31 protein-coding genes and 1 tRNA gene are annotated in these 23980 nt (G+C 53.7%); 20 read left to right on the plus strand and 12 right to left on the minus strand.

What is annotated here, in order from left to right:
- Positions 1–5 precede the first annotated feature (5 nt).
- From DA915_RS05955 to DA915_RS05995, 9 genes are all read left to right on the plus strand, one after another.
- Complete coding sequence (locus tag DA915_RS05955; RefSeq protein ID WP_003502233.1) at positions 6–569, plus strand: DUF177 domain-containing protein; 564 nt, start codon at positions 6–8, stop codon at positions 567–569.
- A 101-nt stretch (positions 570–670) separates the two neighbouring features.
- The gene (gene plsX, locus DA915_RS05960; protein ID WP_026363445.1) at positions 671–1732 is read left to right on the plus strand and encodes a phosphate acyltransferase PlsX; all 1062 of its coding nucleotides are present in this window, start codon (positions 671–673) and stop codon (positions 1730–1732) included.
- A 4-nt stretch (positions 1733–1736) separates the two neighbouring features.
- Positions 1737–2708: a beta-ketoacyl-ACP synthase III gene (locus DA915_RS05965; protein ID WP_003502235.1), complete on the plus strand. Its 972-nt coding sequence runs from the start codon at positions 1737–1739 to the stop codon at positions 2706–2708.
- Between the two features lie 244 nt (positions 2709–2952).
- Complete coding sequence (locus DA915_RS05970; protein ID WP_003502236.1) at positions 2953–3291, plus strand: integration host factor subunit alpha; 339 nt, start codon at positions 2953–2955, stop codon at positions 3289–3291.
- 274 nt (positions 3292–3565) lie between these two features.
- Positions 3566–4099 (plus strand): MerR family transcriptional regulator, encoded by a 534-nt coding sequence (locus DA915_RS05975; RefSeq protein ID WP_003502237.1) that lies wholly within the window; start codon positions 3566–3568, stop codon positions 4097–4099.
- 163 nt (positions 4100–4262) lie between these two features.
- Positions 4263–4991 (plus strand): thermonuclease family protein, encoded by a 729-nt coding sequence (locus DA915_RS05980; RefSeq protein WP_107675369.1) that lies wholly within the window; start codon positions 4263–4265, stop codon positions 4989–4991.
- A gap of 134 nt (positions 4992–5125) precedes the next feature.
- Positions 5126–5211, plus strand: a tRNA-Leu gene (locus DA915_RS05985).
- 246 nt (positions 5212–5457) lie between these two features.
- Positions 5458–6078 carry a hypothetical protein gene (locus DA915_RS05990; RefSeq protein WP_107675370.1) on the plus strand — a complete coding sequence of 207 codons (621 nt, stop codon included), beginning with the start codon at positions 5458–5460 and terminating at the stop codon, positions 6076–6078.
- 461 nt (positions 6079–6539) lie between these two features.
- A complete protein-coding gene (locus DA915_RS05995) occupies positions 6540–6746 on the plus strand; it encodes a hypothetical protein (RefSeq protein WP_153064518.1) in 207 nt (68 codons plus the stop codon).
- Between the two features lie 136 nt (positions 6747–6882).
- Here DA915_RS05995 and DA915_RS06000 read toward each other — a convergent pair whose 3' ends face one another.
- Complete coding sequence (locus DA915_RS06000) at positions 6883–7821, minus strand: lipase family protein (protein WP_107675372.1); 939 nt, start codon at positions 7819–7821, stop codon at positions 6883–6885.
- A 659-nt stretch (positions 7822–8480) separates the two neighbouring features.
- Between DA915_RS06000 and DA915_RS06005 the strand changes: the two genes are divergently transcribed.
- On the plus strand, positions 8481–9290 hold the full coding sequence (locus DA915_RS06005; protein ID WP_153064519.1) for a hypothetical protein: 810 nt from the start codon (positions 8481–8483) through the stop codon (positions 9288–9290).
- A 117-nt stretch (positions 9291–9407) separates the two neighbouring features.
- Positions 9408–10706 (plus strand): acyltransferase, encoded by a 1299-nt coding sequence (locus tag DA915_RS06010; RefSeq protein WP_107675374.1) that lies wholly within the window; start codon positions 9408–9410, stop codon positions 10704–10706.
- A 223-nt stretch (positions 10707–10929) separates the two neighbouring features.
- On the opposite strand, the gene DA915_RS06015 is transcribed toward DA915_RS06010, so the two are convergent.
- From DA915_RS06015 to DA915_RS06025, 3 genes are all read right to left on the minus strand, one after another.
- Positions 10930–11160 carry a hypothetical protein gene (locus tag DA915_RS06015; RefSeq protein WP_107675375.1) on the minus strand — a complete coding sequence of 77 codons (231 nt, stop codon included), beginning with the start codon at positions 11158–11160 and terminating at the stop codon, positions 10930–10932.
- The gene (locus DA915_RS06020; RefSeq protein WP_107675459.1) at positions 11153–11839 is read right to left on the minus strand and encodes an acyl-homoserine-lactone synthase; all 687 of its coding nucleotides are present in this window, start codon (positions 11837–11839) and stop codon (positions 11153–11155) included. Before DA915_RS06020 ends, DA915_RS06015 begins: the two co-directional genes overlap by 8 nt.
- A gap of 74 nt (positions 11840–11913) precedes the next feature.
- On the minus strand, positions 11914–12660 hold the full coding sequence (locus tag DA915_RS06025) for a LuxR family transcriptional regulator (protein ID WP_107675376.1): 747 nt from the start codon (positions 12658–12660) through the stop codon (positions 11914–11916).
- A gap of 764 nt (positions 12661–13424) precedes the next feature.
- On the opposite strand from DA915_RS06025, the gene DA915_RS06035 reads away from it, so the two are divergent.
- The 3 genes from DA915_RS06035 (at position 13425) to DA915_RS28635 (ending at position 14617) form a co-directional block, all read left to right on the plus strand.
- Entirely contained in the window at positions 13425–13706 is a 282-nt protein-coding gene (locus DA915_RS06035) for a DUF5334 family protein (protein ID WP_107675378.1), read from the plus strand.
- Positions 13707–13770: 64 nt separating this feature from the next.
- Entirely contained in the window at positions 13771–14178 is a 408-nt protein-coding gene (locus DA915_RS28630) for a hypothetical protein (protein WP_153064520.1), read from the plus strand.
- A 175-nt stretch (positions 14179–14353) separates the two neighbouring features.
- A complete protein-coding gene (locus DA915_RS28635; protein WP_153064521.1) occupies positions 14354–14617 on the plus strand; it encodes a hypothetical protein in 264 nt (87 codons plus the stop codon).
- A 169-nt stretch (positions 14618–14786) separates the two neighbouring features.
- Here the strand turns inward: DA915_RS28635 and DA915_RS06040 are convergent, their stop codons facing one another.
- The 5 genes from DA915_RS06040 to DA915_RS06060 are packed head-to-tail and all read right to left on the minus strand — an operon-like array spanning position 14787 to position 17152.
- The gene (locus DA915_RS06040) at positions 14787–15269 is read right to left on the minus strand and encodes a S24/S26 family peptidase (RefSeq protein ID WP_107675379.1); all 483 of its coding nucleotides are present in this window, start codon (positions 15267–15269) and stop codon (positions 14787–14789) included.
- A complete protein-coding gene (locus tag DA915_RS06045) occupies positions 15266–15478 on the minus strand; it encodes a hypothetical protein (RefSeq protein ID WP_107675380.1) in 213 nt (70 codons plus the stop codon). The genes DA915_RS06040 and DA915_RS06045 overlap by 4 nt, the downstream gene beginning before the upstream one ends.
- On the minus strand, positions 15475–16047 hold the full coding sequence (locus DA915_RS06050) for a hypothetical protein (RefSeq protein WP_107675381.1): 573 nt from the start codon (positions 16045–16047) through the stop codon (positions 15475–15477). Before DA915_RS06050 ends, DA915_RS06045 begins: the two co-directional genes overlap by 4 nt.
- Complete coding sequence (locus DA915_RS06055; protein WP_107675382.1) at positions 16047–16751, minus strand: hypothetical protein; 705 nt, start codon at positions 16749–16751, stop codon at positions 16047–16049. The genes DA915_RS06050 and DA915_RS06055 overlap by 1 nt, the downstream gene beginning before the upstream one ends.
- A gap of 32 nt (positions 16752–16783) precedes the next feature.
- Positions 16784–17152, minus strand: coding sequence for a hypothetical protein (locus DA915_RS06060; RefSeq protein ID WP_153064522.1), 369 nt, complete (start codon positions 17150–17152; stop codon positions 16784–16786).
- A 127-nt stretch (positions 17153–17279) separates the two neighbouring features.
- Between DA915_RS06060 and DA915_RS06065 the strand changes: the two genes are divergently transcribed.
- From DA915_RS06065 to DA915_RS06075, 3 genes are all read left to right on the plus strand, one after another.
- Complete coding sequence (locus DA915_RS06065) at positions 17280–17522, plus strand: helix-turn-helix transcriptional regulator (protein WP_107675384.1); 243 nt, start codon at positions 17280–17282, stop codon at positions 17520–17522.
- On the plus strand, positions 17522–18106 hold the full coding sequence (locus DA915_RS06070) for a hypothetical protein (RefSeq protein ID WP_107675385.1): 585 nt from the start codon (positions 17522–17524) through the stop codon (positions 18104–18106). Before DA915_RS06065 ends, DA915_RS06070 begins: the two co-directional genes overlap by 1 nt.
- An 89-nt stretch (positions 18107–18195) precedes the next feature.
- Positions 18196–18507 carry a DUF6074 family protein gene (locus DA915_RS06075; protein ID WP_107675460.1) on the plus strand — a complete coding sequence of 104 codons (312 nt, stop codon included), beginning with the start codon at positions 18196–18198 and terminating at the stop codon, positions 18505–18507.
- 125 nt (positions 18508–18632) lie between these two features.
- Here DA915_RS06075 and DA915_RS06080 read toward each other — a convergent pair whose 3' ends face one another.
- Positions 18633–19127: a ferritin-like domain-containing protein gene (locus DA915_RS06080; RefSeq protein WP_107675386.1), complete on the minus strand. Its 495-nt coding sequence runs from the start codon at positions 19125–19127 to the stop codon at positions 18633–18635.
- Positions 19128–19357: 230 nt separating this feature from the next.
- On the opposite strand from DA915_RS06080, the gene DA915_RS06085 reads away from it, so the two are divergent.
- A complete protein-coding gene (locus tag DA915_RS06085; protein WP_107675387.1) occupies positions 19358–19612 on the plus strand; it encodes a hypothetical protein in 255 nt (84 codons plus the stop codon).
- Positions 19613–20142: 530 nt separating this feature from the next.
- Here the strand turns inward: DA915_RS06085 and DA915_RS06095 are convergent.
- A complete protein-coding gene (locus tag DA915_RS06095) occupies positions 20143–20733 on the minus strand; it encodes a hypothetical protein (protein ID WP_107675389.1) in 591 nt (196 codons plus the stop codon).
- A 245-nt stretch (positions 20734–20978) separates the two neighbouring features.
- Here DA915_RS06095 and DA915_RS06100 point away from each other — a divergent pair, with 245 nt between their 5' ends.
- Both DA915_RS06100 and DA915_RS06105 read left to right on the plus strand, forming a co-directional pair.
- The gene (locus DA915_RS06100) at positions 20979–21173 is read left to right on the plus strand and encodes a dehydrogenase (protein WP_107675390.1); all 195 of its coding nucleotides are present in this window, start codon (positions 20979–20981) and stop codon (positions 21171–21173) included.
- A gap of 258 nt (positions 21174–21431) precedes the next feature.
- Positions 21432–22235, plus strand: coding sequence for a hypothetical protein (locus tag DA915_RS06105; RefSeq protein WP_153064523.1), 804 nt, complete (start codon positions 21432–21434; stop codon positions 22233–22235).
- 122 nt (positions 22236–22357) lie between these two features.
- Here DA915_RS06105 and DA915_RS06110 read toward each other — a convergent pair whose 3' ends face one another.
- Positions 22358–22732: a hypothetical protein gene (locus DA915_RS06110; RefSeq protein ID WP_192886421.1), complete on the minus strand. Its 375-nt coding sequence runs from the start codon at positions 22730–22732 to the stop codon at positions 22358–22360.
- Between the last annotated feature and the right edge of the window lie 1248 nt (positions 22733–23980).

The raw sequence follows: 23980 nt of genomic DNA on the forward strand, positions 1-23980 counted from the left end.
TCACGATGAACGCGCGACACGCCGCAAATGACGACCTGCCTTTTTCCTATCCCGTAAAGGTAGGCCATATTTCCGCCAATCCCGTCAGGATTGGTCTCGAAGCCAGTGCCGAGGAACTGAAGGCGCTGGCGAAATTCTGGGATGTGGTTTCCGTCGAATATCTGAAGGCGGAGCTGCAGGTTTCCCGCTGGAAGAAGGATGGCGTGAAGATCAAGGGTGAGGTGCATGCGGCTGTGACCCAATCCTGCATCGTCACGCTGGAGCCGGTCTCGAGCAAGATCGACGAGACGGTAGAGCAGATTTTCGTCCCGGAAGGATCGAAACTGGCGCGGATGGTGACCAATGAGGAAGGCGAGATCGTGCTCGATCCTGATGGCCCCGATATTCCCGACCAGTTCACCGGCGACAGCATTGATGTCGGCGCCGTGGTTGCCGAATTTGCCGCGCTTGCGATTGATCCCTATCCGCGCAAAGCGGATGCGGAATTTGCCGAAGCGGCTGAAAAAGAGCCCGAAGAAGAAAAGCGCCCATCGCCCTTTGCCGTGCTGAAAGATTGGAAAAAAGACTGAATGGCCCAGCCGGGCTGAAATAATTTTATTGTAACAAGAGCCGGAAAAGGTATTTTCGCGCAAAATCCGCTTGATTGGCGGCAAGTAAGGATAAGGGACGAGTGATCAGAATTGCAATTGACGTCATGGGTGGCGATTTCGGCCCAGATGTTGCCATACCCGGTGCCGCCAAGGCGCTTGAACGGCACAACGATGTAACTTTTCTGCTCTACGGGCAGAAGAGCAAATGCGACCCCATTCTGGCACAATATCCCGCACTTCGGGAAAAGTCGGTCTTTCACGATTGTGAAGTCTCGGTCAGCATGGACGAGAAACCGAGCCAGGCGCTGCGCCGTGGCCGCTATGTCTCCAGCATGTGGCGCGCCATCGAGGCGGTGAAGCTTGGCGAGGCGGATGTCGCCGTTTCCGCCGGCAATACCGGCGCGCTGATGGCCATGGCCAAATTCTGTTTGCGCACCATGGCGCGGGTGGAACGACCGGCGATTGCCGGCATCTGGCCGACGCTGAAGGGCGAAAGCATCGTGCTCGACATCGGTGCGACGATCGGCGCCGATTCCCAGCAGCTTCTGGATTTTGCCCTGATGGGCGGCGCCATGGCGCGCGCGCTTTTCGATATCGACCGCCCCACCGTCGGCCTGCTCAATGTCGGTGTCGAGGAGGTCAAGGGCCAGGAAGAGGTGCGTGAGGCCGGACGGCTTATCCGTGAGGCCGATCTCGGCACCATCGACTATCGCGGTTTCGTCGAAGGCGATGATATCGGCAAGGGTACGGTGGATGTGGTGGTGACCGAAGGTTTCACCGGCAACATTGCGCTCAAAGCCGCAGAAGGCACGGCGCGCCAGATCACCACGCTTCTGCGTGAGGCGATCTCGCGCAGTTTCTTCGCCAAGATCGGTTATGTCCTGGCGAAAAGCGCCTTTGATGTGCTTCGGGAAAAAATGGACCCACGCAAGGTCAATGGCGGCGTGTTTCTGGGCCTGAACGGCATTGTCATCAAGAGCCACGGGGGTACGGACGCCGTTGGTTTTGCGTCGGCTGTCGATGTCGGTTACGACATGGTTCACAACGGCCTGACGGCCAAGATTGAAAATGATCTGAAGATTTACCACGCAAGACGGCTTCCGCCCCCGGCGCCCGAAGCTCTCGTGGCTGACGAGGAATAAGGGAATGATCCGCTCTATAGTTCGTGGTTTCGGGGCAGCGCTTCCGAAGCGTGTCATGACCAACAGCGAAATCGAAGGTGTCGTCGAGACATCAGACGAATGGATCGTGCAGCGCACGGGCATCAAGCAGCGCTATATCGCCGGCGAAGGTGAAACCACCGCGTCCCTCGGCGAAGCTGCTGCGCGTGCCGCGCTCGACAATGCCGGCCTGACACCTGATGATATCGACCTCATCATTCTGGCCACCTCGACCCCTGATAACACCTTTCCGGCAACGGCGGTGAACATCCAGAACCGTCTTGGCATGACCCACGGCTTCGCCTTCGACATGCAGGCCGTCTGCTCCGGCTTCGTTTATGCCGTATCGACCGCCGATCTCTATATTCGCGGCGGCATGGCCAAGCGCGTCCTGGTGATCGGTTCCGAAACCTTCTCGCGCATTCTCGACTGGAAGGACCGCACCACCTGCGTTCTCTTCGGCGATGGCGCCGGCGCGCTGATTCTTGAAGCCGGCGAAGGCGAGGGGACGTCCGCCGATCGCGGCGTTCTGACCGCGCAGCTGCGTTCCGACGGTTCGCACAAGGAAAAGCTCTATGTTGATGGCGGACCTTCCACGACAGGTACCGTTGGTCATCTACGCATGGAAGGCCGGGAAGTGTTCAAGCACGCCGTCGGCATGATCACCGACGTGATCGAACAGGCCTTCGAGGCGACGGGCACGACGTCTGATGACCTCGACTGGCTGGTTCCGCACCAGGCCAACAAGCGCATCATCGACGGATCGGCGAAGAAGCTTAACATCGACCCGGAAAAGGTCGTCATCACCGTCGACCAGCACGGCAATACCTCGGCCGCCTCCATTCCGCTGGCGCTTGCCGTTGCGGCCGGCGACGGACGTATCAAGAAGGGCGATCTTGTCATGCTGGAGGCCATGGGCGGCGGCTTCACCTGGGGTGCGGTGCTGCTGCGCTGGTAAGGGCGTGATTTGCGCGTTTGCCGGGGCGCCGGGGCGAAATCGGTTGTGATTTTCGCGCTCACGCCCCGGTCAGAAGCGCCCGGGCGACCCGAGCCTGTGTCAAAACCGTATCAGTCAGTCTAAGCCCTTGCACTGATTGCCGAAAGCCTCAAATGAATCTGGAACAATCCCTTGACCGGTCGCCACAAGGGAAATAATCTCGGCGGCTCCTAGAGAAAAATTCAGACACGGTTTGTGGGGAAAAATGGCCGGGAAGACAGTGACACGCGCAGATCTTGCAGAATCTGTGTTTCGTAAAGTCGGGCTGTCCCGCACCGAATCCGCCGAACTGGTCGAAACGATCATCGACGAGATTTGCAACGCGATCACCCGCGGCGAGGTCGTCAAGCTTTCGTCCTTCGCAACTTTCCAGATCAGGGAAAAGAACGAGCGCATCGGCCGCAACCCGAAAACGGGTGAGGAAGTTCCGATTTCGCCGCGCCGCGTCATGACCTTCAAGGCCTCCAATGTGCTGAAGCAGCGCATTTTGAAGGCCCATACGGCCCGCAAGGCCAAGCAGAAGGGCCAGAAGGCGGGGGCGTAATCCCTCACTCAAGGTCGTAGCGACGCGCCTTTTTTGCCATATCGCAAGCCCTTTTCCCCATTCTTCTTGTGAACATACTTGAATTTCAACGTACAAGCCGTTGAAATCCGGTCGACTCACATCATAATCAATTTTAGTGATTTGTATCTCGCCGCAACGGCGTCGGCGCGGGGTCGTAATCGACTTAGCGTGGTGTTTGACCGGCGGGTGAAAAGCGTTCTCGTTCAGTGTCCGGCCGGATGCATGTTGCTCCGGTTCGGATGGGAGTGGAAATTTGGATAAAAGCCCCGACGCGTTTCGGACGATCAGTGAAGTGGCAGATGAGCTGAACCTGCCGCAGCATGTGCTGCGTTTCTGGGAAACGCGCTTTCCGCAGATCAAGCCGATGAAACGGGGCGGGGGCCGCCGTTATTACCGCCCTGACGATATCGATCTCCTGAAGGGCATCCGTCATCTTCTTTATGACCATGGCTACACCATCAAGGGCGTGCAGAAGCTCCTGAAAGCCAATGGTAACCGCTTCGTGGCGGCAATCGCCTCCGGTGATCTCGCGACCATGGAAGCCATCATGGCGGCGAGCGGGGAAAAGGAAGTCGCCGAGCCGCGTGTCATCGATACCGATGGGGACGAGGTCGTCGGCCGTCCGAAGGCCAAGCCGAGCGGCCGGTTTTTCGGCTTCGGCGGCGGCAACAGCGATGCCGAAATATCGGTCGGCAAGTCGAGCATCGGCAAGGACGACCAGGCGCTTTTGCAGGAAGCCCTGTTCGATCTCCTCGAGTGCAAACGCCTGCTCGATCAGGTTCGCTGACAATTTATCCACAGGTCTTTTAAGCGTTTCCCATCCTGGAATTCGAGAAAACAAAGAGTTAGAGCGTTTTCCCGTTTCTCTGAAAAACGAAAACGCTCGCGAATGCCAACTTTTCGGAAACTCCTTTGGCCGATAATGCGGCTCCGTTGAAAGGAGTCCGATCGTGAGCAACCGAAAACCGACAGCACGACGCCGCACGGCGAAGAAATCGAGCGGCGGCAGCGTTTGGCCATGGGTGTTGATGCTGGGCGTCGTTGCCGGCGGCATTCAGGCTTACGAACATCGAGACAGCCTTCTGCCGCAGCGCCATGTTGCGAAGGCGACATCCTCAGCCACGAATTCCCCGAAAGTCGCGACAACCGCCAAGCGCGATGCGGTCACCACCGAGAAAGTCGCATCCATTCGTCCCGCATCGCCGGTTTTGCCCGGCAATGGACCGGTGCCGCCGCGCCCGATCGCCATGCCATCCGTCTCGCAGCCGAGCCAGGTCGCAGTTATCCTGCCGGAAACGCGTCCTTCGGTCGAAAAAATCTCGCTCGGTGAAAAAAGCGGCGCCTTTGCCTTCTGCGGCCGTTCGGGCCTCAATAATTGCGTGGCCGATGGCAACACCTTCTGGATGAAGGGCGTGAAGACGCAGCTCGCCGGCATCGAGGTTCCGCAGATCGACCGGGCGCGCTGCATGGAAGAGCGCCAGCGCGGTTTCGTTGCAAAGGTCAGGCTTCGCGACATGCTGAATGCCGGCGCCTTCGATGTGGTCTCTTCCGGGACTGCGGGCGGGCAAGCCACGGAACGCAAACGGCTTTCGCGTTCGGGCGTCTCCTTCGCCGATCAACTCGTGCGAGAAGGGCTCGCCCATCCGGTATCGGCAAAAAATCAGTCCTGGTGTGGCTAAGGCCCAATTGACCGAAACGGTCCGGCCTGTGTAGATGAGGCTCAGTCGCGTTTGGGACCGGCCCTTGTGCCGGGCACCCAAAGGATGACGACTTTTTGCAGCGACTTGACCGCAACGGTGCAAGGCGCGGCAATGCGGACGTGGCGAAATCGGTAGACGCAGCAGACTTAAAATCTGCCGACCATTGGTCTTGCGGGTTCAAGTCCCGCCGTCCGCACCACTTTTTTCAAAAAAGTTAATATAATTCAATTAGTTATTAAGAGGCGGTGATTTTCAATCCACCTTTCCGTCCACCTTATGTGCGACGGTGGAAGATGTACACAAAGCCGTGAGCGCCTCTCGAAGGTGTGTCAGCGTGCTTGAATCCAGCACTAGTAGATTGCGTGCTTCACCCTGAATGGTTCCTCTCGACTCGAACGCGATTCTCTAACAAGTATAGAACGTCAAATAGTCTTTGGGGGCAGGGATGGCTTGGTTACTTGGTGCACTTCAGTATGGTCCGATCGGACTCGCAGCCATCATGCTTTTTCTTGTTGTCATTGCCTTGAGAGCTCCGACTCTCTCACGGGAGAGAGCCAGCCTACTCCGGTTTTTCATGATAACAGGTTCGCTTTGCTTTCTAGTCGCGTGCGTATTTGCATTCCTAATGGAGGGCAAACCGAATGAACACATGGTGTATTTCCGAGTCGACCCACTGGACGGGGGAAGCCGGGCTAGATTTCCAAAACCTCTTATCAAAATAAATAACAGGACATTAGAGCCGGCAGAATATCTCGTCAAAAGCGAAGTTACAGCAATTATTGACGTCAATGATGCTATCGATGAACTGCAGCAGGCGCGCGCGGGCGCTGAGAGGCAAACAGCCGCAATTGCCGGCTTACAAAGTCAAACCGTGCAGACGCTTAAACAACTTGAGGCACTTAGTAGCAGGGAGATAACGCTGCGCTGCCCATTTCCAGGGGCAAGCGGCGTAACCAGAACAGTTAATATAGGTGACTTCACGGAATCTCTCCGGGGGACGCTGATGCAGAGCGTAACCGCCGCTGACGAAGCCATTCAGTACGGCAGAGCGTTGGCGGAGCAATAACTAATCGATTTGTCATCCGGTACCATCGACCGTGCAATGAGCGTTGATTGCCATTAGCGGTTTGGCACTGTGCCGAAAAATTTGGGGGAAGTATGGATCGCTGGCGAAACGGAATAAACATTGGTGTGGCTTTGATCGCCATAGCATTTCTCTGCTCTTTGATCGGAGCTGCGTGGCTCAACCGTTACGATCCGGTGCTTACAGAGCTTGTAGTGAAAAACTTCGCTGCCATAATCGGATTGCCGTTCGCTTTTTTTAGGTGCGTTCATAATAGTCGCACTGTTCCGCCAAGCAGAAGGCTCTGTAGAACTTGAAGTGATTGGTATCAAACTAAAGGGTGCCTCGGGCCAGATACTTCTTTGGGTCGTTTGTTTTCTCGCAATTACAATTGGCATCGCTCTTCTTTGGAAACCTTGACGCGCCAACACCCGATCGACATTTTTGCCAAGCTGGAGATGAGGATGACAGAAAGAAAGGGCATTACCTGGAATGACCTCGCCAAACTGGAAGTTGATGATGTCGGTCGATTGTATTGGAACGGCGAGGCGGTCATCCTTGAAAAACGGCTCCGGTTAGAAACTTACCAGATATGGCTCGCCACACTTGCTACTATCGGCACGCTCCTTGCTGGCATCCATCCTTTCCTAGTCAGTTTCGGAATTCTTTGACGGCTTGAATCGCGGCTTAGGGAAATTTGATAACACCCCATGTGTAAGCGCTAATCCTGTGCTTCTAGAAAAACTACGGCATATGGCTCGCCAGCGAACCTGCCGAGTACTTCCAGCGCATAATTAATCCCGTGCATTAATTCGTGCTGTCGCGCGTTGACAGGCTCACATTCGCTTTAGCCAAAGCCTCTTCATCAGTCGGGGGAAGACAAGAGATTTCCGTCTCTCTCTCACTATCAGATTTCTTCGCACTGACCGTCTGAACATTATCCACACCCATGTACCGCGAAATGGCGCTGATGTATTCGGCCATCGAATGGTCAGTGACAAATGACTTCTTCGTTGCAAAATGAAAACTGAGGGCTAACCGCTGTTTCCAGCCAGGATCAGGATGGGCACCAGAACTCAAAAGCCATACTGCCGAACCAACATGCCGATAAAGAGCTGGCGGAGAAAAAGGAACCGCGTCGCATGCATTTATGACCCGCAAGGTAATTGAATGCAGATCCGTATAATATCTACTAAATCCAGCGAGACCCGAAGACGGCGCTCCAAACGTGACTATTCCCTTCAGGTGCTTTCTTACGAGTGCAGGGCGGTTAAATCGTAGCTTCGTCGCAAAAATTGCGGCGATAGCGCCACCGAGAGAATGGCCGGTGATATATAAATCTCGGTCACCAAATTCTATTGCGTCGAGTCGCTCTAGTATTGCGTCGAAGCTTCGTTGACCGGTCGACTTATCCGAATAATCTAATGGACTTTGAAAGCCTCGGTGCACGAAGATTGGCCATTTCAGATCGCAGTCCCGAAGTGGGACCGGGAACGCTCTGAAATTGGAAATACGCCAATCTACATCCTCTCGGGTCCCCCGGAACGCTACTACTACCGCCTTGTCGTTCGACATTATGCGGCAATACCCGCGGCCGTAGCTTCCATGAACAAATATCTGACGCTCTATAGGCTCATCTAACAACCGCAAGTGCTTTTGATTCACCGGGCCTGGGTAAATAGCTTTTGCCACTTTGGCTAACTCAAACACAAGTGAAGCAGAAAAACTCCCTATTTCCATCAGCATGCCCCCAAGCCAAAGGTATAACGAAATATTGCCCTCTTATACGTCTCTCCGTTGTGAAGTGAAATTGGTATTCAACAGCAGACTCATTAATTCGTTGAAGCCAATGATCAAGTTATTCCGCGTCGCCCTCTTGCTCGCGGTAACCGCGTGAATGTCAGCCCCAAATATTTACATACTAAGCAGCTTTGCCAACCCTTGTGCCAACCTTTAGTCCCGTGCATTCTTGAGTGCTGACATGGGTAACCTTGGGGGATTTGGGAATGAGAAAATGTCCGTCGTGCGGAAAGTCGTTTACTAACTTCAGAGCAGAGCCGGCAGCAGCCGACCTGCCATCCGGGACAAACTATTCCTCGTTACGAGTGGTTTCGTTTCAGTGCCCAGCATGCCACGTGGTTTTGGGCGTTTCCCCAGACCCTATTGCGCTAAAATCGGACATTGTGAACGCCGTTAAGCGTTGATCCCGCTCTTGCTCGGTGGTGGTCATCGGGTGGGCTCACGGTTTTGCTCGTCGGGCTCACAGGCACTTTGATATCCTTTGATTAAATTCAAAGCCTCGCTTGTGCGTATTTCGATCTCACCTATTCCGCGGGCTCAGCCAGACGCGTGTCGTCTCGACTGTAGCGATCGACTTATGACTTTAAATTTGTGTTGGGCGTCTCGTGGTCAATACATCATCCGCTACTGGTAGCGGTCATCTCAGTGAAGAGCGTCTTGCTGAAATGGATGAACAACTCCGTCAATGGCAGGAGGCGGCCCTAGAGAGATTGACGTCGGGCGGGCAGGGGCCAGTTCCGTCTCCTCCTGTTTTTACGCCGGAAGAATTATCTGCGTGGGGAGACGCGTTTGCTGCAAAGGTAGAAGAAAGAATTGCTTCAGGTTTTGGCGGAAGAGAAGCGTATGACCGTCATAAGGTGCAAACCAATGCGATCAACCAGGCTCGTATCGAGGCAGACCGTTCGGTGGCGCTGGTGCAAACAAGCGTCGTAGAGGAGCATTTGCGGTCAGCGATTGAACGGCACTTTCCCGGTTTGGCTACCGATCCGAAGGTAATCGAGCGGATATTCGATCCGATGAAGAACGGGCCACTCAGTACGTTCACTGCTCGCGTGGATGTAGCTTTTGCTTTGGGTATAATCGGGAAGGGTGCGTTAACTACACTCAAGAAGATAGCTGAGATCCGCAATCTTTTTGCGCATCGTCTGGAGATAAACTCGTTCGACCATCCGGAAATTACGAAACTGGTCGGGAAGCTTACCTATATAGATTTTGCGATAACCGGTCCGGACGACGAGGGTATCGTTCATATTTGGCAGCGCAACCCCAACAACGAAGTGAGGGGTGGAGCAGGGTATCGCGCAATAGACAACCCGCTCAGCCAAAGAGGAAAGTTCGAGCGAACCTGTGAATTCATGCAAAAAGCGCTTCGCGCAGCCCACCCTGATGTGCCGCATCCCGATCTACATGAGTGAGGTAAACATTTTCCACGACGAGGCCTTCCAGTTTTTGACCGTGGTCAGCAGGAAACAGGCGCCATTTTTTGCTGATGTTGTGGTCGAAGCGACTGTTTCGGAGGAAAAGCCTTCCTCTTGGAAGCGGTTTCGCGCAAAGACAGGATAGCCATTCGTGCCTCTTTGGGGCGGGAGACTAAGAGGATTTCACTCACCGTGCGTTCGGAATATCTGTCATCTGACAAACTCATACCACTGGAGGGCCAGAGAGGGATTGCAGCCATAATCGTGGCGGTGCACCATTTTATCCTGGCGTTTCATCCTTCGATATCTGGAATCATAGCCGACAAGCGCGACGACGGTAGTCTGGTGGGCTCACCCTTCTTCTTTTTCATAAACGGCAACGGAGCAGTTTTTTTCTTTTTCACCCTGTCCGGGTTCGTTTTGAGTTGGGGATATTTCAAAAACCCCGATCCATACCGCTCACTTTGGTCTGGATTAAAGCGCTGGCCTAGGCTCGCTGGACCGGTTGTCATTGCTTGCCTATTCAGCGCGCTTCTGTTCCAGACAGATTTGTATTTCTACAAGGATGCCGGGGTCAAAAGCGGCAGCTATTGGATGCAAACGTTTGGACATTCTTCTTTTAATGAAAACTATCCCTCATTCATTGCTGCCATCTGGCAGGGACTGACTACTTTCTTCTCAGGGCAGTCGGGAATAAACCCAAGCCTCTGGACAATGGTGTACGAGTATTATGGCAGCCTTATCGTTTTCGCCGCAGTGCCCATCCTTTCGAAGTTAAACGGCAAGAGGGCAATTGCCGTAATCTGCGTGGTATGCCTCGGGGCTGTTTTTGGTATTTCAGAAAACGGATTGCCGGCCTTGGCCGGCATGGCGTTCATGCTACCGTTCATCGTTGGAATGGGAGTATCGTTTGCCATAAGCAGATGGGAGGTGCCTCGGGTCAATTTTTACTTGTCGGCGGGTGTTCTAGGTTTTGGTATCTATTTGCTTGGATATTTTGAGCCCTCACACGCATATGCATGGTCGTCACCATTTGCTGCCGCTTCTCCGCAAATCGCATGGTCTATTATTTACTCTGCTGGCTCCGCTTGCGTAATACTTGCGACTATGACGAACGGCAAAATATATGGCGTCATGAACAATCGGCTGATGTTCGTGCTCGGTCGTCTCAGCTTTTCCCTGTACCTCGTCCACCTTCTGATACTCGGCTCAGTCTCGAGTTGGCTTTTCCTTCACGTCTTTACAAGCGGAGGTGTGCCTCTATTCGCCACCACAGCGTTGCTCTGTGTGTCTCTCGCGTGGCCACTGTGCTATTTCGATGAATGGTGGGTACGGTATCTGAACGCCAAGGTTCATCGGTTAAGGAGGTGGGTTAGCGGCGTTACGATTAAGGCCATCTCGCGCGCCTCGTAGGTCTCAAATGGAGAAGTGCCATCCAGCGGTGCATTTGCCGTTCAAAAGAAAAGGCGGAGCCCCTGAGGCCGGCCTATCCTCAACTTCGAAGAAATTGCATTACGATCATTTCGCACTCTTGGACTGAGTCAAAGAAAGCCGGAAACTGCTTTTTCGCATCCGTTATACTGAGTAAAAAAAGCGGGAACGTGGGGTTTTCGTCTGTATCACTCATCAAGCAGCCTTAACTCAAATCTCGTTCGATCGGCGCGTCAGCTCTCGAGTATATAAGTTTGGGCTTTGATTTCGGCGCTTCGTCATAAATCTGTTTCGCTTCCAATCGGACCATATCCAACAGATAGGTGAGGAACTGTACTCGATCGCTCGGCTGGCAAAAGTTGACGAGAGAGATCAACTCGTCCGTCTGTTCAGCAATGTATTGCGCGACGGCATGCACGGTCAGCGGATTATGCATAGGACACCTCCGCAACCAGGCCGATATGCGCGTGATCAACAAGCGTGGTCAGGGTCTGCCCAGTCACTGGATTTGAGGCGTCAGCGGCCAATTCCAAAACGCTGCCGTTAATGCCCGCGCCGCGGTGATGAGACGCCAATGCGGCGGGAGAGGGAACCGCATGGATCGGCACAACGAGAGCGCCGTCATATACCATTGGCGCTGCCAGGGGTGTCACCTCCCAGAGATTGGACACGAGCAGGTTAACGAGTTTCGGATGTGTCTCGACTATGAGAGCTTCAATTCCGGCACTCAGGCAGAATTCGGCAACGCCCGTGAGCAGCATGTGCGACGCTTCTACACCACATAATTTTGCGTCTGGCTCCGCAACGCATCGCGTCCATTCATAAACACTCTTTTGGCGCGGATGGTCGCGGCCACCCATGATTTCTGGGTAGACGTCGGAGAGCAGATGCGGTGCGTTTGTGGCAAGAAGTCGAGAATAACCTAGGATGATACCTTCATCTTCTAGGACGAGATGAACGGCCTCGTCTGTATCGAAAATATCCATTTCCCGGGCATCTGGTTTACGAAGCGCGCCCCAGCCGAAGCGTTCGACAAAATGCCTGTGCCTGAATTGCCAAACTCGCTCGGCAAAACCGGAAGCTTGGAGCGATGAACCCTTGAAATATCGAAGCATTAAAATCCCCACAGATTTACAGGGGTAGGGATAATGCAGCGTGCTTTTGGGTAAATAGGCCGTTCTGCCTATTGTCAGCGAATGATACCTATGCGGATAGCTTCGGCTATAAGCTGTGCACGGTTGACGCAGTTCATCTTCCGCTGGGCATTGTGAAGCTCGTGCTGGACTGTTTTTTCTGAACGTCCGAGAATTTGCCCTATCTCCCAATTGGTTTTGCCTTCCGCACACCAGCGAATTACGTCGCGCTCGTGCTGGGTGATATAGGGCGCGTCTTTTTTACCAACGCCGCTTTGTTGCTCAAGAAGCGCCCTGAGGCGGTTGTGGGCATAAATGGCGACGATATGGAGAATGCCCTTTGCTTCGGTAGAAAGATCGATTTTCTCTGCGCCGAACGTGACGATGGCTTGAAGCGCACCCGGCATGTGTAGTGGCACGCTATAGCCATCGATCATCCGGAATTCGGACGCCTCGTTCATTAGTTTTCTGGCTTCACGACGGATAGGCTTGCCGCCCAACTCCTCTGACCAGACAAAGGCACCGTCCGAAATTTTGCTTTGGTAAATTACCGGATCTATGTGGACGTAGTCTTCTGCAACATACCGCTCAAACCAGCCTTCCGGCCAGGCACTCAATAAAACGTACTTGTCGATTTTTTCCCCGGGTAGGGGGATGCCGGAAATAGCAAAACAATCGAGGCCAAAGGTCTTGGAGACTTTCGACAGGTCATGAACGATAGCGTCCGCATCATTGGCTGCAGTCATCGCCGTGATGAAGTCAAACATGACGTTTGCGGCATGTTGCCTGTCGTGCGTGTCCATGATGTGCTCATTGAAACCGAATAGTCTTCACTCCAAGGTATCAACAATGGTAGACGACAAGGCAATTATAAATCTGTTGCTTTAGAGAGTGCGCGCAGAATTTTGTAGAGGCACAGATACGCAAGCTGCTCTGGAACTATTGCGGGTGATGGCCAAAAATAATCATCTGGCCAACAATTCATTGACCGCGATTGCTCCAAAGTAATGAGCCTGTCCGCCTTCGTCCTTTTTGCTCTCCTAATGAAAATTCTAGTTGAGTAGGCTCGACTCCAATCTCTCTACGTGTTTTTGTAATCACGGGGACGTTATTGGGGGCTTTTTTGACAGTTGTTAATTTGCGGGCGCTTGGCGCCCTGTTCATTTCGTGTGCCTTGAGCGCATGCACCACTTCGCGCGAAGCATTTAACGCCAATCCGAAGTCAATCGAAAAGCCGACACTCTGTCGGACATATTTGCAAAGCCAAGATCCAGCGTTTCAGCAGGACCTCGCAAAAGAACTCAGCCGGCGCGGTGTGCAGTTCTATCAATGTCCAGAGATGGTTCGGAACCAGGATGCAGCGGCCGCAGCTCTGGTCGCCGTGGCGCTTGTGGGAACCGCTGTCGCCGTGTGTGCGAACAACAATTGTGGAGGTGGGGCATACCCGCCGACACGCTACCCTGGCAATTGCTACTCCTATTATGACAGAGCAGCGGATGGCAGCCTTTGTGGACACCGCAGTGCGATGTCTAGACCAGGCGGCTATTACTAAAGATGAGGGGCGTTAATGCGCGCAAAATTCCTGATTACTGCTTTCGTAGCATTTCTTTCTCCAGCCGCCAATTCGCTTGCGTGGGACGGCGTCGATGCTGAAAGCGGAAACGACGTTGAAATAGGGAGCGGTAATCTGGTTCGCCCTGGTAGCGAAATCGAAGTTTATGATTACGGCTCCGGCTCGTATCGCGACGTTGAAGTTCAATCAATTAGACGCTCTGGGTCGTCCGTCGAAGTCGAAGTTTATGATAATGAAAGCGGTGAGTACCGCACTTTCGAGATGGAGGACGAATAACTGCATCCATCACAGGCAGGCAAATTACTACTAGCAGCACGAACTCATCACAAAGGTATAAGCATTGACAAAGGTAATCGTTGTCGAAGGAATTTCCAGCTCTGGAAAAACGTCTTCCATTAGGAAGTTTGCCGAGAACCATGGCGTCTTCGCTCCATTGTCTCCTAAAGACTTTATTCTGGTAATAACCATTCAGAAGCACGGACAATCGTACAAGATTTGCATTGTGACCGGCGGTGACAATCCGTCGATGATAAAGGCTGGTGTAAATTTCGGATTATCTCAATCGGTAGACGTCATCGTCTGTGCTACGAAATCGAGCGGCGCGACGGTTACATATATGAATTCGCTCGTATCCACCCATGGCCTCAACCGAGTTACCATTCCCACCAAGTGGGTAGGCGCTACTTTGAGCGCTCAAAAATCAGAGCATATTCGGGTGGCATCTGAAATAGATAAGAATATTCCATAATGGGAAGGCCGTTGAGAGCTGTTACCACGCATTTATCTGCACCAATAGACGGGAAAACTCTACCAAAATCGCGGCCACAAGTCTTCCCTCTTACCAAATGGAAGAATTATGCGCCGTGTCACTCGACACTGCGACGTCTCTAATACAAGCTGAAATTGTTTCAAAGGAGGGGGAAATGGAACTTAAACGTGATAGAGGGACAATTACGAAGGTCACCCTTGAGGTGACATATCCTGACGGGTCAATCAAAGAAGCAGTGCTTGATGTCGACAACATCTCTGCACTTTACTTCGATGAGGCAGCTATGGATGAGGATACCAAACGCCACTTTTCTACATCTGAAGATTGGAAGGAAAATCCGTCTTTCGTCGGACGATCTGGACCAAAAATATTCAATGGGTGCCGAATAAGCCAGTGCCGAGTTAACTGGCCAGGATAAGGTAGCGAGCGCTATGCCATCTTTGACGTAGCGCTTTATACGGATTGTTTCACTTCTTCACTGCCTTCGAATGGCAGGGGAGCCGCAAAACATATGCGGCTCCTGATGTTCGGGGGAAGTGAGGGGATAGCGGCAATCGCTGTTATTCAGCGTGTGGAGAGGCCCTCCTTCAGCAAGCGCTTCTTCCGTCATGCTTTGGCCCGCTAGGCTTGTAGAGGCCGATGACGGCGCCGACGAGCTTGCTTTCCAGGTACTCGAAGCTGAAAGGCCCTTCAGCCCAGCCGCCGCCCCACTGAGGCACCATGCCTTTGCGGTTCGCTTCGGCGGCGGCGGTAAGCCAGCCCTCAAACTCGGCGGGTGTCGTGGTCCGCATGGAGCCGACATGCCATCGCGGTTCTTCACCGGCCTTCTGCCACGGTCCCGCACTGTGTCGGGCTTGGCAGACATTTCGCCGGCCGCCGATCCACTCAATCACGTAGATATCGCCCACGCGGGGTGTGCGGTCTTCAGTGTCGATCACCACGACCTCCCCCGGCTCGATAAAGGGGAGGCTGTGCCGGTCTGTCACCTCTAAGGCGATGCAGTGCGGCGGCAAGGTTCGGTAGACGTTCAGCGTGTTGTGCTGCTGGGGCCGGCTGGTGAGGGCGCTCATGCAGAAGCCCTCCGGCTTTCGGCGGCAGGCGCCACCATTGCAAAAGCAGCATCGTCGGTGTGCTGGATATGCACGCGCCATGTCATGCCGTGGATTTCCTGCATGAGTTCCGCGAGCTCACCTGCGAGACGCTCGACTTCTGAAAGCAAATTCTCCCCGCCATCCAACTGGCGGGAAATGTCTGGATGAATTGCTGGCCGGGTCTTCATGCCTTCGCCCTCCCAAGAGCAGCAAAGCTTTCCACGAAAGCCTCCGCAAATTCGAAGCCGAGCGAGTGATTGGCATGCAGCGCCGCAAGATAGCGACCCTTCAAAAGGATGGCTTCTGCTGACAAAGCCGGGAAGGATGCCACCTGCATGAGGAGCGCAACTTCCTTTTGCCCTATTTCGCCGCCGCCGGCCTCTTCGAATTCCTCCGCTGTAATAGCTTCGGAAGCATCGAGCGTGGCGCGATGTTCCTTGATGAGAGCAAGAAGTTTTTCGCGCTCCTCACCCTCTGTCATGGCTATACGGCGAGCTTCCGTCGACTGTGCTGCATCCAGATTTGCCATGCTGCCCAAGCAGGTCTGTACAGCCTGCTGAAGGTGATACTCCTGCATGCTGATGAAAGGCAGGGCGTCGATTGCCGTTTCAAGCTCAATGAGCTGTGCCTGAAACGGCTCGGCGGAGGCGTCATCAAGCGTGGCCTGCGCCACATAGAGCGGCAGCCACTTCGCATACAGCGCGGCGATGGTTGGTGTATTCGGGTCGAAAGAGAAAGGCTGGAGGGACTTTTGCATCACGCTTCCCCCCCAAGATCAGACCAAATTGCCTTTGCTATCCACATGCTCGCTGAATGGCGCTCGTCGCCTCCAAGGGTAGCGTAGGCGGCGGTGGCTCGAACCTTGAGGGCGATGCCTTCCAAGGTGCTGGCGCGGATTTCGACAATCTCCCGAACGACGCGGCGCAGTTGCGCTTCCGCATCCCAGTAAGCCTGAAGAGCCGCCTCAAGGCCTGACGCCTGAACTGCCGCCTCGACATCCTGCTCAAACTTAACGGCTTTGGCTCGTATGTCATGGGTGAAGCTGGGGTTCAACGTTCCCGCTTTAATCTGCCGATCAATTGCATAGACGCTGACAACCATCATGCGGCGACCGCTAACCGATTTCAGATCCGCAAATTTCGGGCTGGTTGGGTCGCGATAAAAATCGACCTGATGTCGCCACAATCCAGAATAGTGCTCTTCGAAAAGAACGCCTTCTCCTGTAGGCGCAAGGGCACGGAAAGCCTCTTGGAAGCGAGGCAGATTTTCCTCTGCCGTCAGGTACTGCCCATGCGCCTCATCAAGCGCGACGGTCAGTGCTAACAGTTCAGCGTCTTCGTGCTTCTTTGTCGTGGCGTGCGCCACGCCTACTGTGGTGAGTGCGGAGGCGACAGCGAGGACGCCAAGGAAAGTACGCCGGGTAGGCATGGCTTCGCCAGCGGACGGAATCATATTCGGCATGATGGTTCTCCTGATTGTTCGGTTTGATGCGGTCAGTGCGCCGTGATGGCGGCTATCTCGGTTTTGATGGCAGCACGGCGGGCGGCGGCGCTGTAGCGGAATGAAAGCGTGTCGGTATCGGCCAGAGCGGCGCGGAGAGCGCGGAGACGGTCACCGGCAGGGGTTCCAGCCAGCTTGGCGACCTTGGCAGCGATGGCGGCCTTGGTGCGGTTCTGCTTGGCAACGCGCCATGCGGTCTTGAGGCAGGCCGAGAAAGAGGCATCAACAATGCCGCGCTCGATCTGCCAAGCGGCGTACTGACGGCGGATATAGCGGTAACGCTCCCATGCATCCGACATGATTGCAGCTAGGTCGAATTTGGGCATGCCTTCGGCGGTGGCCGGAACGGTGGTGTTCGGCATCATCAACATCCTTAATTGGTTCTGGAACCTAATTAACTATGTCTAGTAACCTAGTTGCGAAAACTAGTCTTGTCAACAGCCATCTAGTTACGATAACTATTTTTATCAGTTTGAAGCGGAGATATCGATGTTAACAACCGGAAACCAGCTAAAGGCAGCAAGGGCTTTGGCGGACATTGAACAACGAGATTTGGCAGAAAAGGCCGGGCTCAACGTCAACACCATCAGAAACATGGAAGCGGCGGGTGGTGGCGCGATAGCGGGCCGCGCGACCAATGTTCAAACGGTGCAACGTATCCTTGAAGACCTGGGAATTGAGTTCCTAAACCATGGGAACCCCGGCGTTCGCCTTGTAAAGAAGGATACTTGATGCCTCCAGTCTTCAACCCGCGAGACAAAAGCCGGACTTCTGCCGGCAAGACCTACAACATGGTCAAGAAGCACACCCAACCGCCAGCCGATCAAGGCGGATGGATGGCGATAACTCGTGAGCTTCTGGAGTGCGCTGCTTATCGCTCGCTTTCCGTCAACGCTCGCAAGGCGCTAGATCGGCTGATTATTGAGCATATCTCGCACGGCCGAATGGAGAACGGAAAGCTCATCGTAACCTATGATCAGCTTTACGCTTATGGCGTGACCTTCGGAAGCATTGCCGATGCTCTGGAAGAACTAGCCTACAAACGGCTGGTGAAGATGACGAAGGGTCGCGCAGGCAATGGCACCGCACACCCTACAGTTTTCACCCTAACCTTTGACGGCACCCACGACGGTGCAGCGGCAACAAACGAATGGCGGTGGTTCACGATGGCCGAAGCCCGCTTGTGGTCTGAGGTGGTGAGAAAGCAACTGGCCGATGCTCGTTCGAAACCGGGCAGGAAGAAAAAAAGCCCGCTACGGGATTCCGTAGTCCCCCCGCTACGGGTTCCCGTAGTCGGTCGCCAAAACGGGGAGTGATGGGTGAAAAATTATCCTTTGTTTTCAATGGGCCAACCGACTACGGGTTTCCGTAGTGCTATATATACTCTGGTGAGGGAATGCAGCGCATGAGCAACGATGCCGACAAGCTACCTCTGTTCTCGTGGAAGCAGCCGGAATGCAGGCTGATACCCTTTCCCATGGTCAACCGGATAGGGCGCATTCGCGATACTGCAGCCAAGATGCTCGACAAGCCCACGGAAAAGAGCGCGGAGCATTACCGCCGGCAGGTCGATGAAGCCATAACCGGCCAGCTGTCAAAAATAGGCCTGCTGGGCGAAGCGATCGAAACCGAGCGGGCAGCCTTCTGGGAGGCGGTTGAGGCAGAAGTAACGCGGCAGGCTTACGGTTGGCGCTACGAGCCGGATGGCGCGGCTTGAGTTAATGGACTCCGAACCAGTTCCGCAATCGAATGGTCGCTCAAAGTCTCATTAACCCGCCCGCAACAGCTGCGTCCCTCTGACCCCCACCGATTAAACGCAATGGGGGCCAAGGGTAATTTGAATCAGGCAGCCTTTGCCTTGGAAGACGCCTTGTTAATCGAAGTAACTGCCAAGTTGGTGAGCTTGTTGTTTGTCGCCTTTTCTTGGTCGAGAATTTCACTGAGAAGCGTGTGTGCTTCCTCATGACCCAAATCCTTCGCCCATTCACGCAGTGACCCGTAGCGGGCAATTTCATAATGCTCAATTGCTTGGCAGGCAGCCAAAAGCCCTGCATCAAGTGCCGTGCCTTCAGCCTCTTTCATCAGTCCGTCAGCTTCTTTGATCAGGCCTTCGATGGCGTCGCACTTTTCACCTGATGCCTTCTTGCCGATTGATTTAAAGACTTGATCGAGCTTCCTTATCTGCTCCCTTGTTTCCGCAAGATGGCTCTCGGCGGCCTGCTTCAGTTCAGGGCTGGTGGCCGCTTTGGCGACTTTTGGCAGAGCCTTCGTTATTGCCGTTTCGGCGTAATAGATATCCTGCAAGGTATGTTCGAAAATGTCAGCTAGTGATTTCATGGTCTCTCTCCCTATTGTTTGCACCAGACAAACGAGAGACACCGGCAAACGTTCCCGCGCAGCGAAAGTTAGCCCGTCAGTCGCTCGGAGAACGCCAGGCTTCACTGATCAACACTGAAATCTGTCGCCAGACTTATGGATGGTATCACGAGCCGGATGGAGCACTCTAATTCGACTGGATACTGTCCGCACATTGCGTCATAAGCCAAGTTGCAACTTTGGGGGACGCTATGTTTTTTTCACACCTTGCTCGCATTCTGGCGGCGTTGGCCTTTCTCGTGGGTATATATAAAATTGGGCTAGGCATTTCGATCGCACAAGAGTGGCTTCTTCCGTACGAGGAAGCCTTGGCGCGTTATGCGCCTGGGGCAAAAGGCTCGGGCGCCCTGATCGATCGTGGCTTTTATACCCTCATTGTAGCCGTTGTTCTGGGCGCGCTGGCGGAGGTCAGCTTCCGCTTGCGGCAGATGCAACGAGACCGGTGACATGAACAGAGTTCTTTTCTCAATCGCGGTGACTGCTGCGTGGCGTTAAGGTGCTCGGTGGACAGCTTGAGGAAGTATTGGACGAATAGCGCCTTGGCGGGGTCGTTGAAATCTTTCATTATTCGGATGTTAACGCGGAAGGTCGCCTGAGCAATGCCTGCATTTAAAAAGATGGCTTCAGTTTTGCTTCTCTGCTTCGCGTCATCCGCCGCATCAGCCGATGATACTACGCAGAGCGTCTCACGGTCTGACGACTTCGAGAGGTACAAGGGGGCGTTCGTGACGGCTGCGCGGAAATTAATTGATGATGGTGCCTGTAAAGTATCGGACTTCGAATATGTCGGCGGCTTCCTGAAATCGATGAACCACAAGAACAAGCCTGTCTATTTTACGTACTGCGGCGGAATGACGATATCTAATCGGCTCTATCTGAATGTCTCGACCGGCGAGATATTCAGATAATCAGGCCTGCATCCAGTTGGTAGTACGAGGTTGCCGGCGGGTTTTCTGTCGCAGGACCGGATGGGCGGTTAGTTGTATGCCGCCCACTCGACCACAAGTCTGCCGTCAAGTGCCTTGGCCGCTCTTGCGAGCCGACCGTAATTCGGCTTAGAGCGCCTCCAGCAGCCGTTGCGAAAATACCTGCCGGTTTTGCTCTCCTCATCCAAATCCCGGAGGGTCCAGCCTATTTCCTCGATCCTCGCTAATATCGCGTCGATGAGATGGTGACCTGTTCTTTTGTACTTGCGGCGGGCACGCCTCATGCCATGTCTCTTGGCGGCGGCTTCTATTGCCCGCCAGGTCCCGCTCGGAAATTCCTCTCTGATTTTAACGCGTGAAGCGGTTGGATAGAGACGCCTCAACTTTGAAATCTCTGCCCCGGTCCACCAGTGAAGCTTCTTTGCGATTCCAAGCCTCTCGCACCGACCGTGGAGCGCCTTCAGACTACGCTCGGGGAATCTCAACTGCATTTCGGCGTACAAGGGGTAAAGAGATTTTACGATTTCGTCCTCTTCAGCAGTCCAGACTTTGAAGCCGCTCGGCGTGTACCCAGTCCGCCGGATGCGCTCTTTGACCTGCATGCTGATCGTCAGGGTTCTGTTGTGAAAAGAAAGATCCATGGCAACCTCCAGGCCGCAACCGTGACGTTGGATGAGTAAGAGAGCGTGACGAAAAAAGGTTTTCCACGATATCCCCGCTCTTCAGTCTTGGTTTTTATGTCGAGCGTCACCCTTCCAAAAGCAGTCATTGGCTGGCTTGACTCCTTGGCCTATGAGAACATAATAAGAACATCGCTTGGCACGGCGACGTGTGCCTATCGGAAAATTCAGGGACGATGTGAACTCTTGAACCGGAGAATGCGAACGTGCGCCTAGAAAGACGAGAACCGGAAGCCGATCCGGTGGATCACATCATTGCATGGCACGATGGAGACAGCCGCGCTGCGATAGAGACCCTTATGGAAGACATCCAGCATTTGCGGATGCAACTTGCTTTGGCGACCGCAGCAATGGGCAGAGGTTTTACACGCGGCTGGAAGCCCGAGGCCGAGCGGAAATGACATGCGCCATCGTCGGGGGATCGATCTTACCGGCGGCAAGAACCACAATCTGCCGCCAAAGCCCACGGGCATCTTTTTCCCCAACGCGCCACTCCTTCGGATAGCCACGTTCGAGACGCTAAGCAGTAGTGTAACTGCAGTGGGGTAGATCAATCGCTTCTAGTTCGGCGCGATGGGTCAACGCGACAAGGTGAAAAATCATTCAGCTGCGAGGGCATCCACGAGGGACCACTGGTGCGAACACCCCGGCTGTCTTAAATGGTGTTCTTCGGCTTTAGCCGCAAGACAGGCTGGCAGAGACGGGCGCAGGGACAAAATTCATCGGAGGCGCGTATGCATTGGTACAAGCGATTATGCTTTTGCGGCCTTTTAGTTGGTGCAAGGATATTTTTTACTTGGTTTGTCACCGTGGTTTTCTGCTGCCTTGTAACCACCCGCACATATGCATCTGACTCCAAAAAGGATGCCTCAATCAACGCAGTCCTTGAGTCATACATCCTGCGTGCCGCCAAAAAAGGTTCTTTCGACTACAGATCGCCAACTTTTATCAACGTAAGAGCGGGAACTGGCAGTGAGCCACTATTTGAATATATATCTGAATGGTACAAATTTTATGCAGAATTCCTCTCTTTCACGCAGGAAGAAAACAATAAAAATATTGCAATACTCATTGGGAAGGGCGTGTTGAAAGATGCGAAATCCGGCAAAATCACAGGTTTCGGATCCAGTTTCAACGTTGTAGATAGTCGTAAAGACTACTGTTATGTCGGCGCGATAAATGAAAATAATTCTGACGGTATTTTCCGTGAAGCATCAATTTTGATCGACCCAAGCATGGGCGGTGATTCACGAGAATGCCTCCTAGAATCTTTTGTAAGGCTTTTTGGCTTTCATTTTTCTGTGGCGTTGTTCGTTAAGGCGAACCCCCTTTATCATAAAGCGCTTTCAGGAACGCCGATAGATGAGGCGCAGCTGAAGGCATTTCAGATTAGAGAGAAGTGCCAACATTCCGTTGAAACTGCCGATTTCGAGGTCTGTGTCCGGAAGGCAGTAGGAGGCTGAGTTCCAAACCGAGCCGTGCTGCGCTGGTTGGGCTGTCTTTCCACGTCCACTGCTCCCGCAGCCTGTCAGGTTGCACAACTAAACCCTCCATGCGGCGGGTCTTTTATCTTGCTCGATGGAGCTTAAGAAGCACGGGCTTCATATGCTTCTGTCCAGGCCACTAGTTGCTTTTCTTTTGCATCGGCGCTTTTGAAGCTCCCGAACTGCATGCTCAGGCCGATCCAAAACCAGCGAAAAAACCAAGGTGCGACTATAAACAGAAGCGCCGCGGCAGGAATGGCCATTATAAGGTAGGCGACTGTCTCGCTTACCCCCAGAGCTAACAACAGGGCGTATGTCAGGACGACCGGCAAACAAGCCAGAATATACAGAGCCATTATCATCAGCATGATCGGTGGTGGTCGAATGATAGCTGATAGGCTCCGACTGAAACGCAGCGCCCATAGCTCACATCGATGACGGTGGTATGTGATAAGCTGCCAAAGATTCCGGATCATGTGTAAGTTGGCCCCTGCTTGTCCCCACCGCAGGATATCTCCAGAAGTCGGGTGAAACCGCAAGAGCCCAAACGTCTTTTTGGTCTTCCTAATAAAAATTCTAGTTGAGTAGACTCGACTCCAATCTCTCTGCGTGTTTGTCTTGCTGCTTGGGATTGGGGAATCCAATGAAGTATCGAAATTTTGCGATCGGCATTTTGCCTTTGGTTCTATCTGCATGTGGGTCGGTAACTTTGCCGGCAGCAGTGAAACTTGATAGCGGCGAAGCGCTTATCGGCACAACAACTGCTGCTGTGAGCGGCGGAACATTTCAAGTTGCCAATCCAACGGCATCAACGACTTGCACCGGAAACTATGACGCTCTCGACACAAGGCCGATCATTTCGGCTCCGTTCACTTGTACAGACGGAAGATATGGTACCGTTACCGTCTATAGGTCTCCCAACGGCATGGACGGGACGGGCTTGGTAAATCTAGCTGACGGAAACACAGGGCGGGTCGCATTTGGCAGATCAGCTGCTCGCGTTTTAACCGAACCATCAGTGGTGCCTGTTAACGCCAGTACGGCGGCGGCTGTCTCCGTTCCGAGCGTAAATGACACTGGTAATTGTCCCACGCCTGGCAGCATCGCGGCAGACGGCAAACGCTGCGGTGCGCGCGCTTCAGGCGGCGGATACATCACGCCCAGCAAACCCCGGCGCCCTTCCGTGTTCCGGCAATACCATACCGGCCCTCGTGGCGGTTGCTACTATCTGACCGCCAGCGGAAACAAGAGCTACGTTGACCGTAGCATGTGCAGATGAACTTGGGCTGTTGAAAGAGTTAAGGCTGTGAAGATTGCATTCGAAACCGACGGAATTTTCTTACTAGATCTAGTTAGGCGTTGCAGGAAATTGGCCACGAGAAAGGCCGGGAATATAGAGTGATTGGGAAAGTCGGTAATTCTCATCATATTGAGTTCGAAGACGAATGCACGGGTGGTTTGGCGCCTGCGTCTTTTGCTGTCTTCATATCCTTCATGATGCAAGGAGCTTGGCATTCCAAGGTTCGGCCAGTACCTTAAAATGCGAGTGAAAAACCGTCCTCGACGGGTGAAGCGGGACGAGGTGAAGAAGCAGTGAGTAACGGACCATAAATGATGAAACTGGCACGGTTCATCTGCGGGCTGTTTGCAATTGTGGCCCTTGTGGTCTTCGTAGGCTTGCTCACTATCGATCACTGGTTCTCAATCGGTGAGCGGGCGCAGGG

Origin of the sequence: Agrobacterium sp. LAD9 (assembly GCF_003031125.1) — a bacterium.
In the GTDB taxonomy this organism is placed as follows: Bacteria; Pseudomonadota; Alphaproteobacteria; order Rhizobiales; family Rhizobiaceae; genus Agrobacterium; species Agrobacterium radiobacter.

Coding starts and splice junctions, on each gene's coding strand:
- DA915_RS06060 (WP_153064522.1), bottom strand. CDS start 17,152: ATGCCGAACACCACCGTTCCGGCCACCGCCGAAGGCATGCCCAAATTC.
- DA915_RS06095 (WP_107675389.1), bottom strand. CDS start 20,733: ATGGATCTTTCTTTTCACAACAGAACCCTGACGATCAGCATGCAGGTC.
- DA915_RS06035 (WP_107675378.1), top strand. CDS start 13,425: ATGCGCGCAAAATTCCTGATTACTGCTTTCGTAGCATTTCTTTCTCCA.
- DA915_RS06015 (WP_107675375.1), bottom strand. CDS start 11,160: ATGCATAATCCGCTGACCGTGCATGCCGTCGCGCAATACATTGCTGAA.
- DA915_RS06045 (WP_107675380.1), bottom strand. CDS start 15,478: ATGAAGACCCGGCCAGCAATTCATCCAGACATTTCCCGCCAGTTGGAT.
- DA915_RS06020 (WP_107675459.1), bottom strand. CDS start 11,839: ATGCTTCGATATTTCAAGGGTTCATCGCTCCAAGCTTCCGGTTTTGCC.
- DA915_RS06075 (WP_107675460.1), top strand. CDS start 18,196: ATGAGCAACGATGCCGACAAGCTACCTCTGTTCTCGTGGAAGCAGCCG.
- DA915_RS05990 (WP_107675370.1), top strand. CDS start 5,458: ATGGCTTGGTTACTTGGTGCACTTCAGTATGGTCCGATCGGACTCGCA.
- DA915_RS05970 (WP_003502236.1), top strand. CDS start 2,953: ATGGCCGGGAAGACAGTGACACGCGCAGATCTTGCAGAATCTGTGTTT.
- DA915_RS06070 (WP_107675385.1), top strand. CDS start 17,522: ATGCCTCCAGTCTTCAACCCGCGAGACAAAAGCCGGACTTCTGCCGGC.
- DA915_RS06040 (WP_107675379.1), bottom strand. CDS start 15,269: ATGAGCGCCCTCACCAGCCGGCCCCAGCAGCACAACACGCTGAACGTC.
- DA915_RS06055 (WP_107675382.1), bottom strand. CDS start 16,751: ATGCCGAATATGATTCCGTCCGCTGGCGAAGCCATGCCTACCCGGCGT.
- DA915_RS06080 (WP_107675386.1), bottom strand. CDS start 19,127: ATGAAATCACTAGCTGACATTTTCGAACATACCTTGCAGGATATCTAT.
- DA915_RS06065 (WP_107675384.1), top strand. CDS start 17,280: ATGTTAACAACCGGAAACCAGCTAAAGGCAGCAAGGGCTTTGGCGGAC.
- DA915_RS06000 (WP_107675372.1), bottom strand. CDS start 7,821: ATGCTGATGGAAATAGGGAGTTTTTCTGCTTCACTTGTGTTTGAGTTA.
- DA915_RS05995 (WP_153064518.1), top strand. CDS start 6,540: ATGACAGAAAGAAAGGGCATTACCTGGAATGACCTCGCCAAACTGGAA.
- DA915_RS05955 (WP_003502233.1), top strand. CDS start 6: ATGAACGCGCGACACGCCGCAAATGACGACCTGCCTTTTTCCTATCCC.
- DA915_RS06110 (WP_192886421.1), bottom strand. CDS start 22,732: ATGATCCGGAATCTTTGGCAGCTTATCACATACCACCGTCATCGATGT.
- DA915_RS06025 (WP_107675376.1), bottom strand. CDS start 12,660: ATGGACACGCACGACAGGCAACATGCCGCAAACGTCATGTTTGACTTC.
- DA915_RS06105 (WP_153064523.1), top strand. CDS start 21,432: ATGGTGTTCTTCGGCTTTAGCCGCAAGACAGGCTGGCAGAGACGGGCG.
- DA915_RS05965 (WP_003502235.1), top strand. CDS start 1,737: ATGATCCGCTCTATAGTTCGTGGTTTCGGGGCAGCGCTTCCGAAGCGT.
- DA915_RS28635 (WP_153064521.1), top strand. CDS start 14,354: ATGGAACTTAAACGTGATAGAGGGACAATTACGAAGGTCACCCTTGAG.
- DA915_RS06050 (WP_107675381.1), bottom strand. CDS start 16,047: ATGCAAAAGTCCCTCCAGCCTTTCTCTTTCGACCCGAATACACCAACC.
- DA915_RS06085 (WP_107675387.1), top strand. CDS start 19,358: ATGTTTTTTTCACACCTTGCTCGCATTCTGGCGGCGTTGGCCTTTCTC.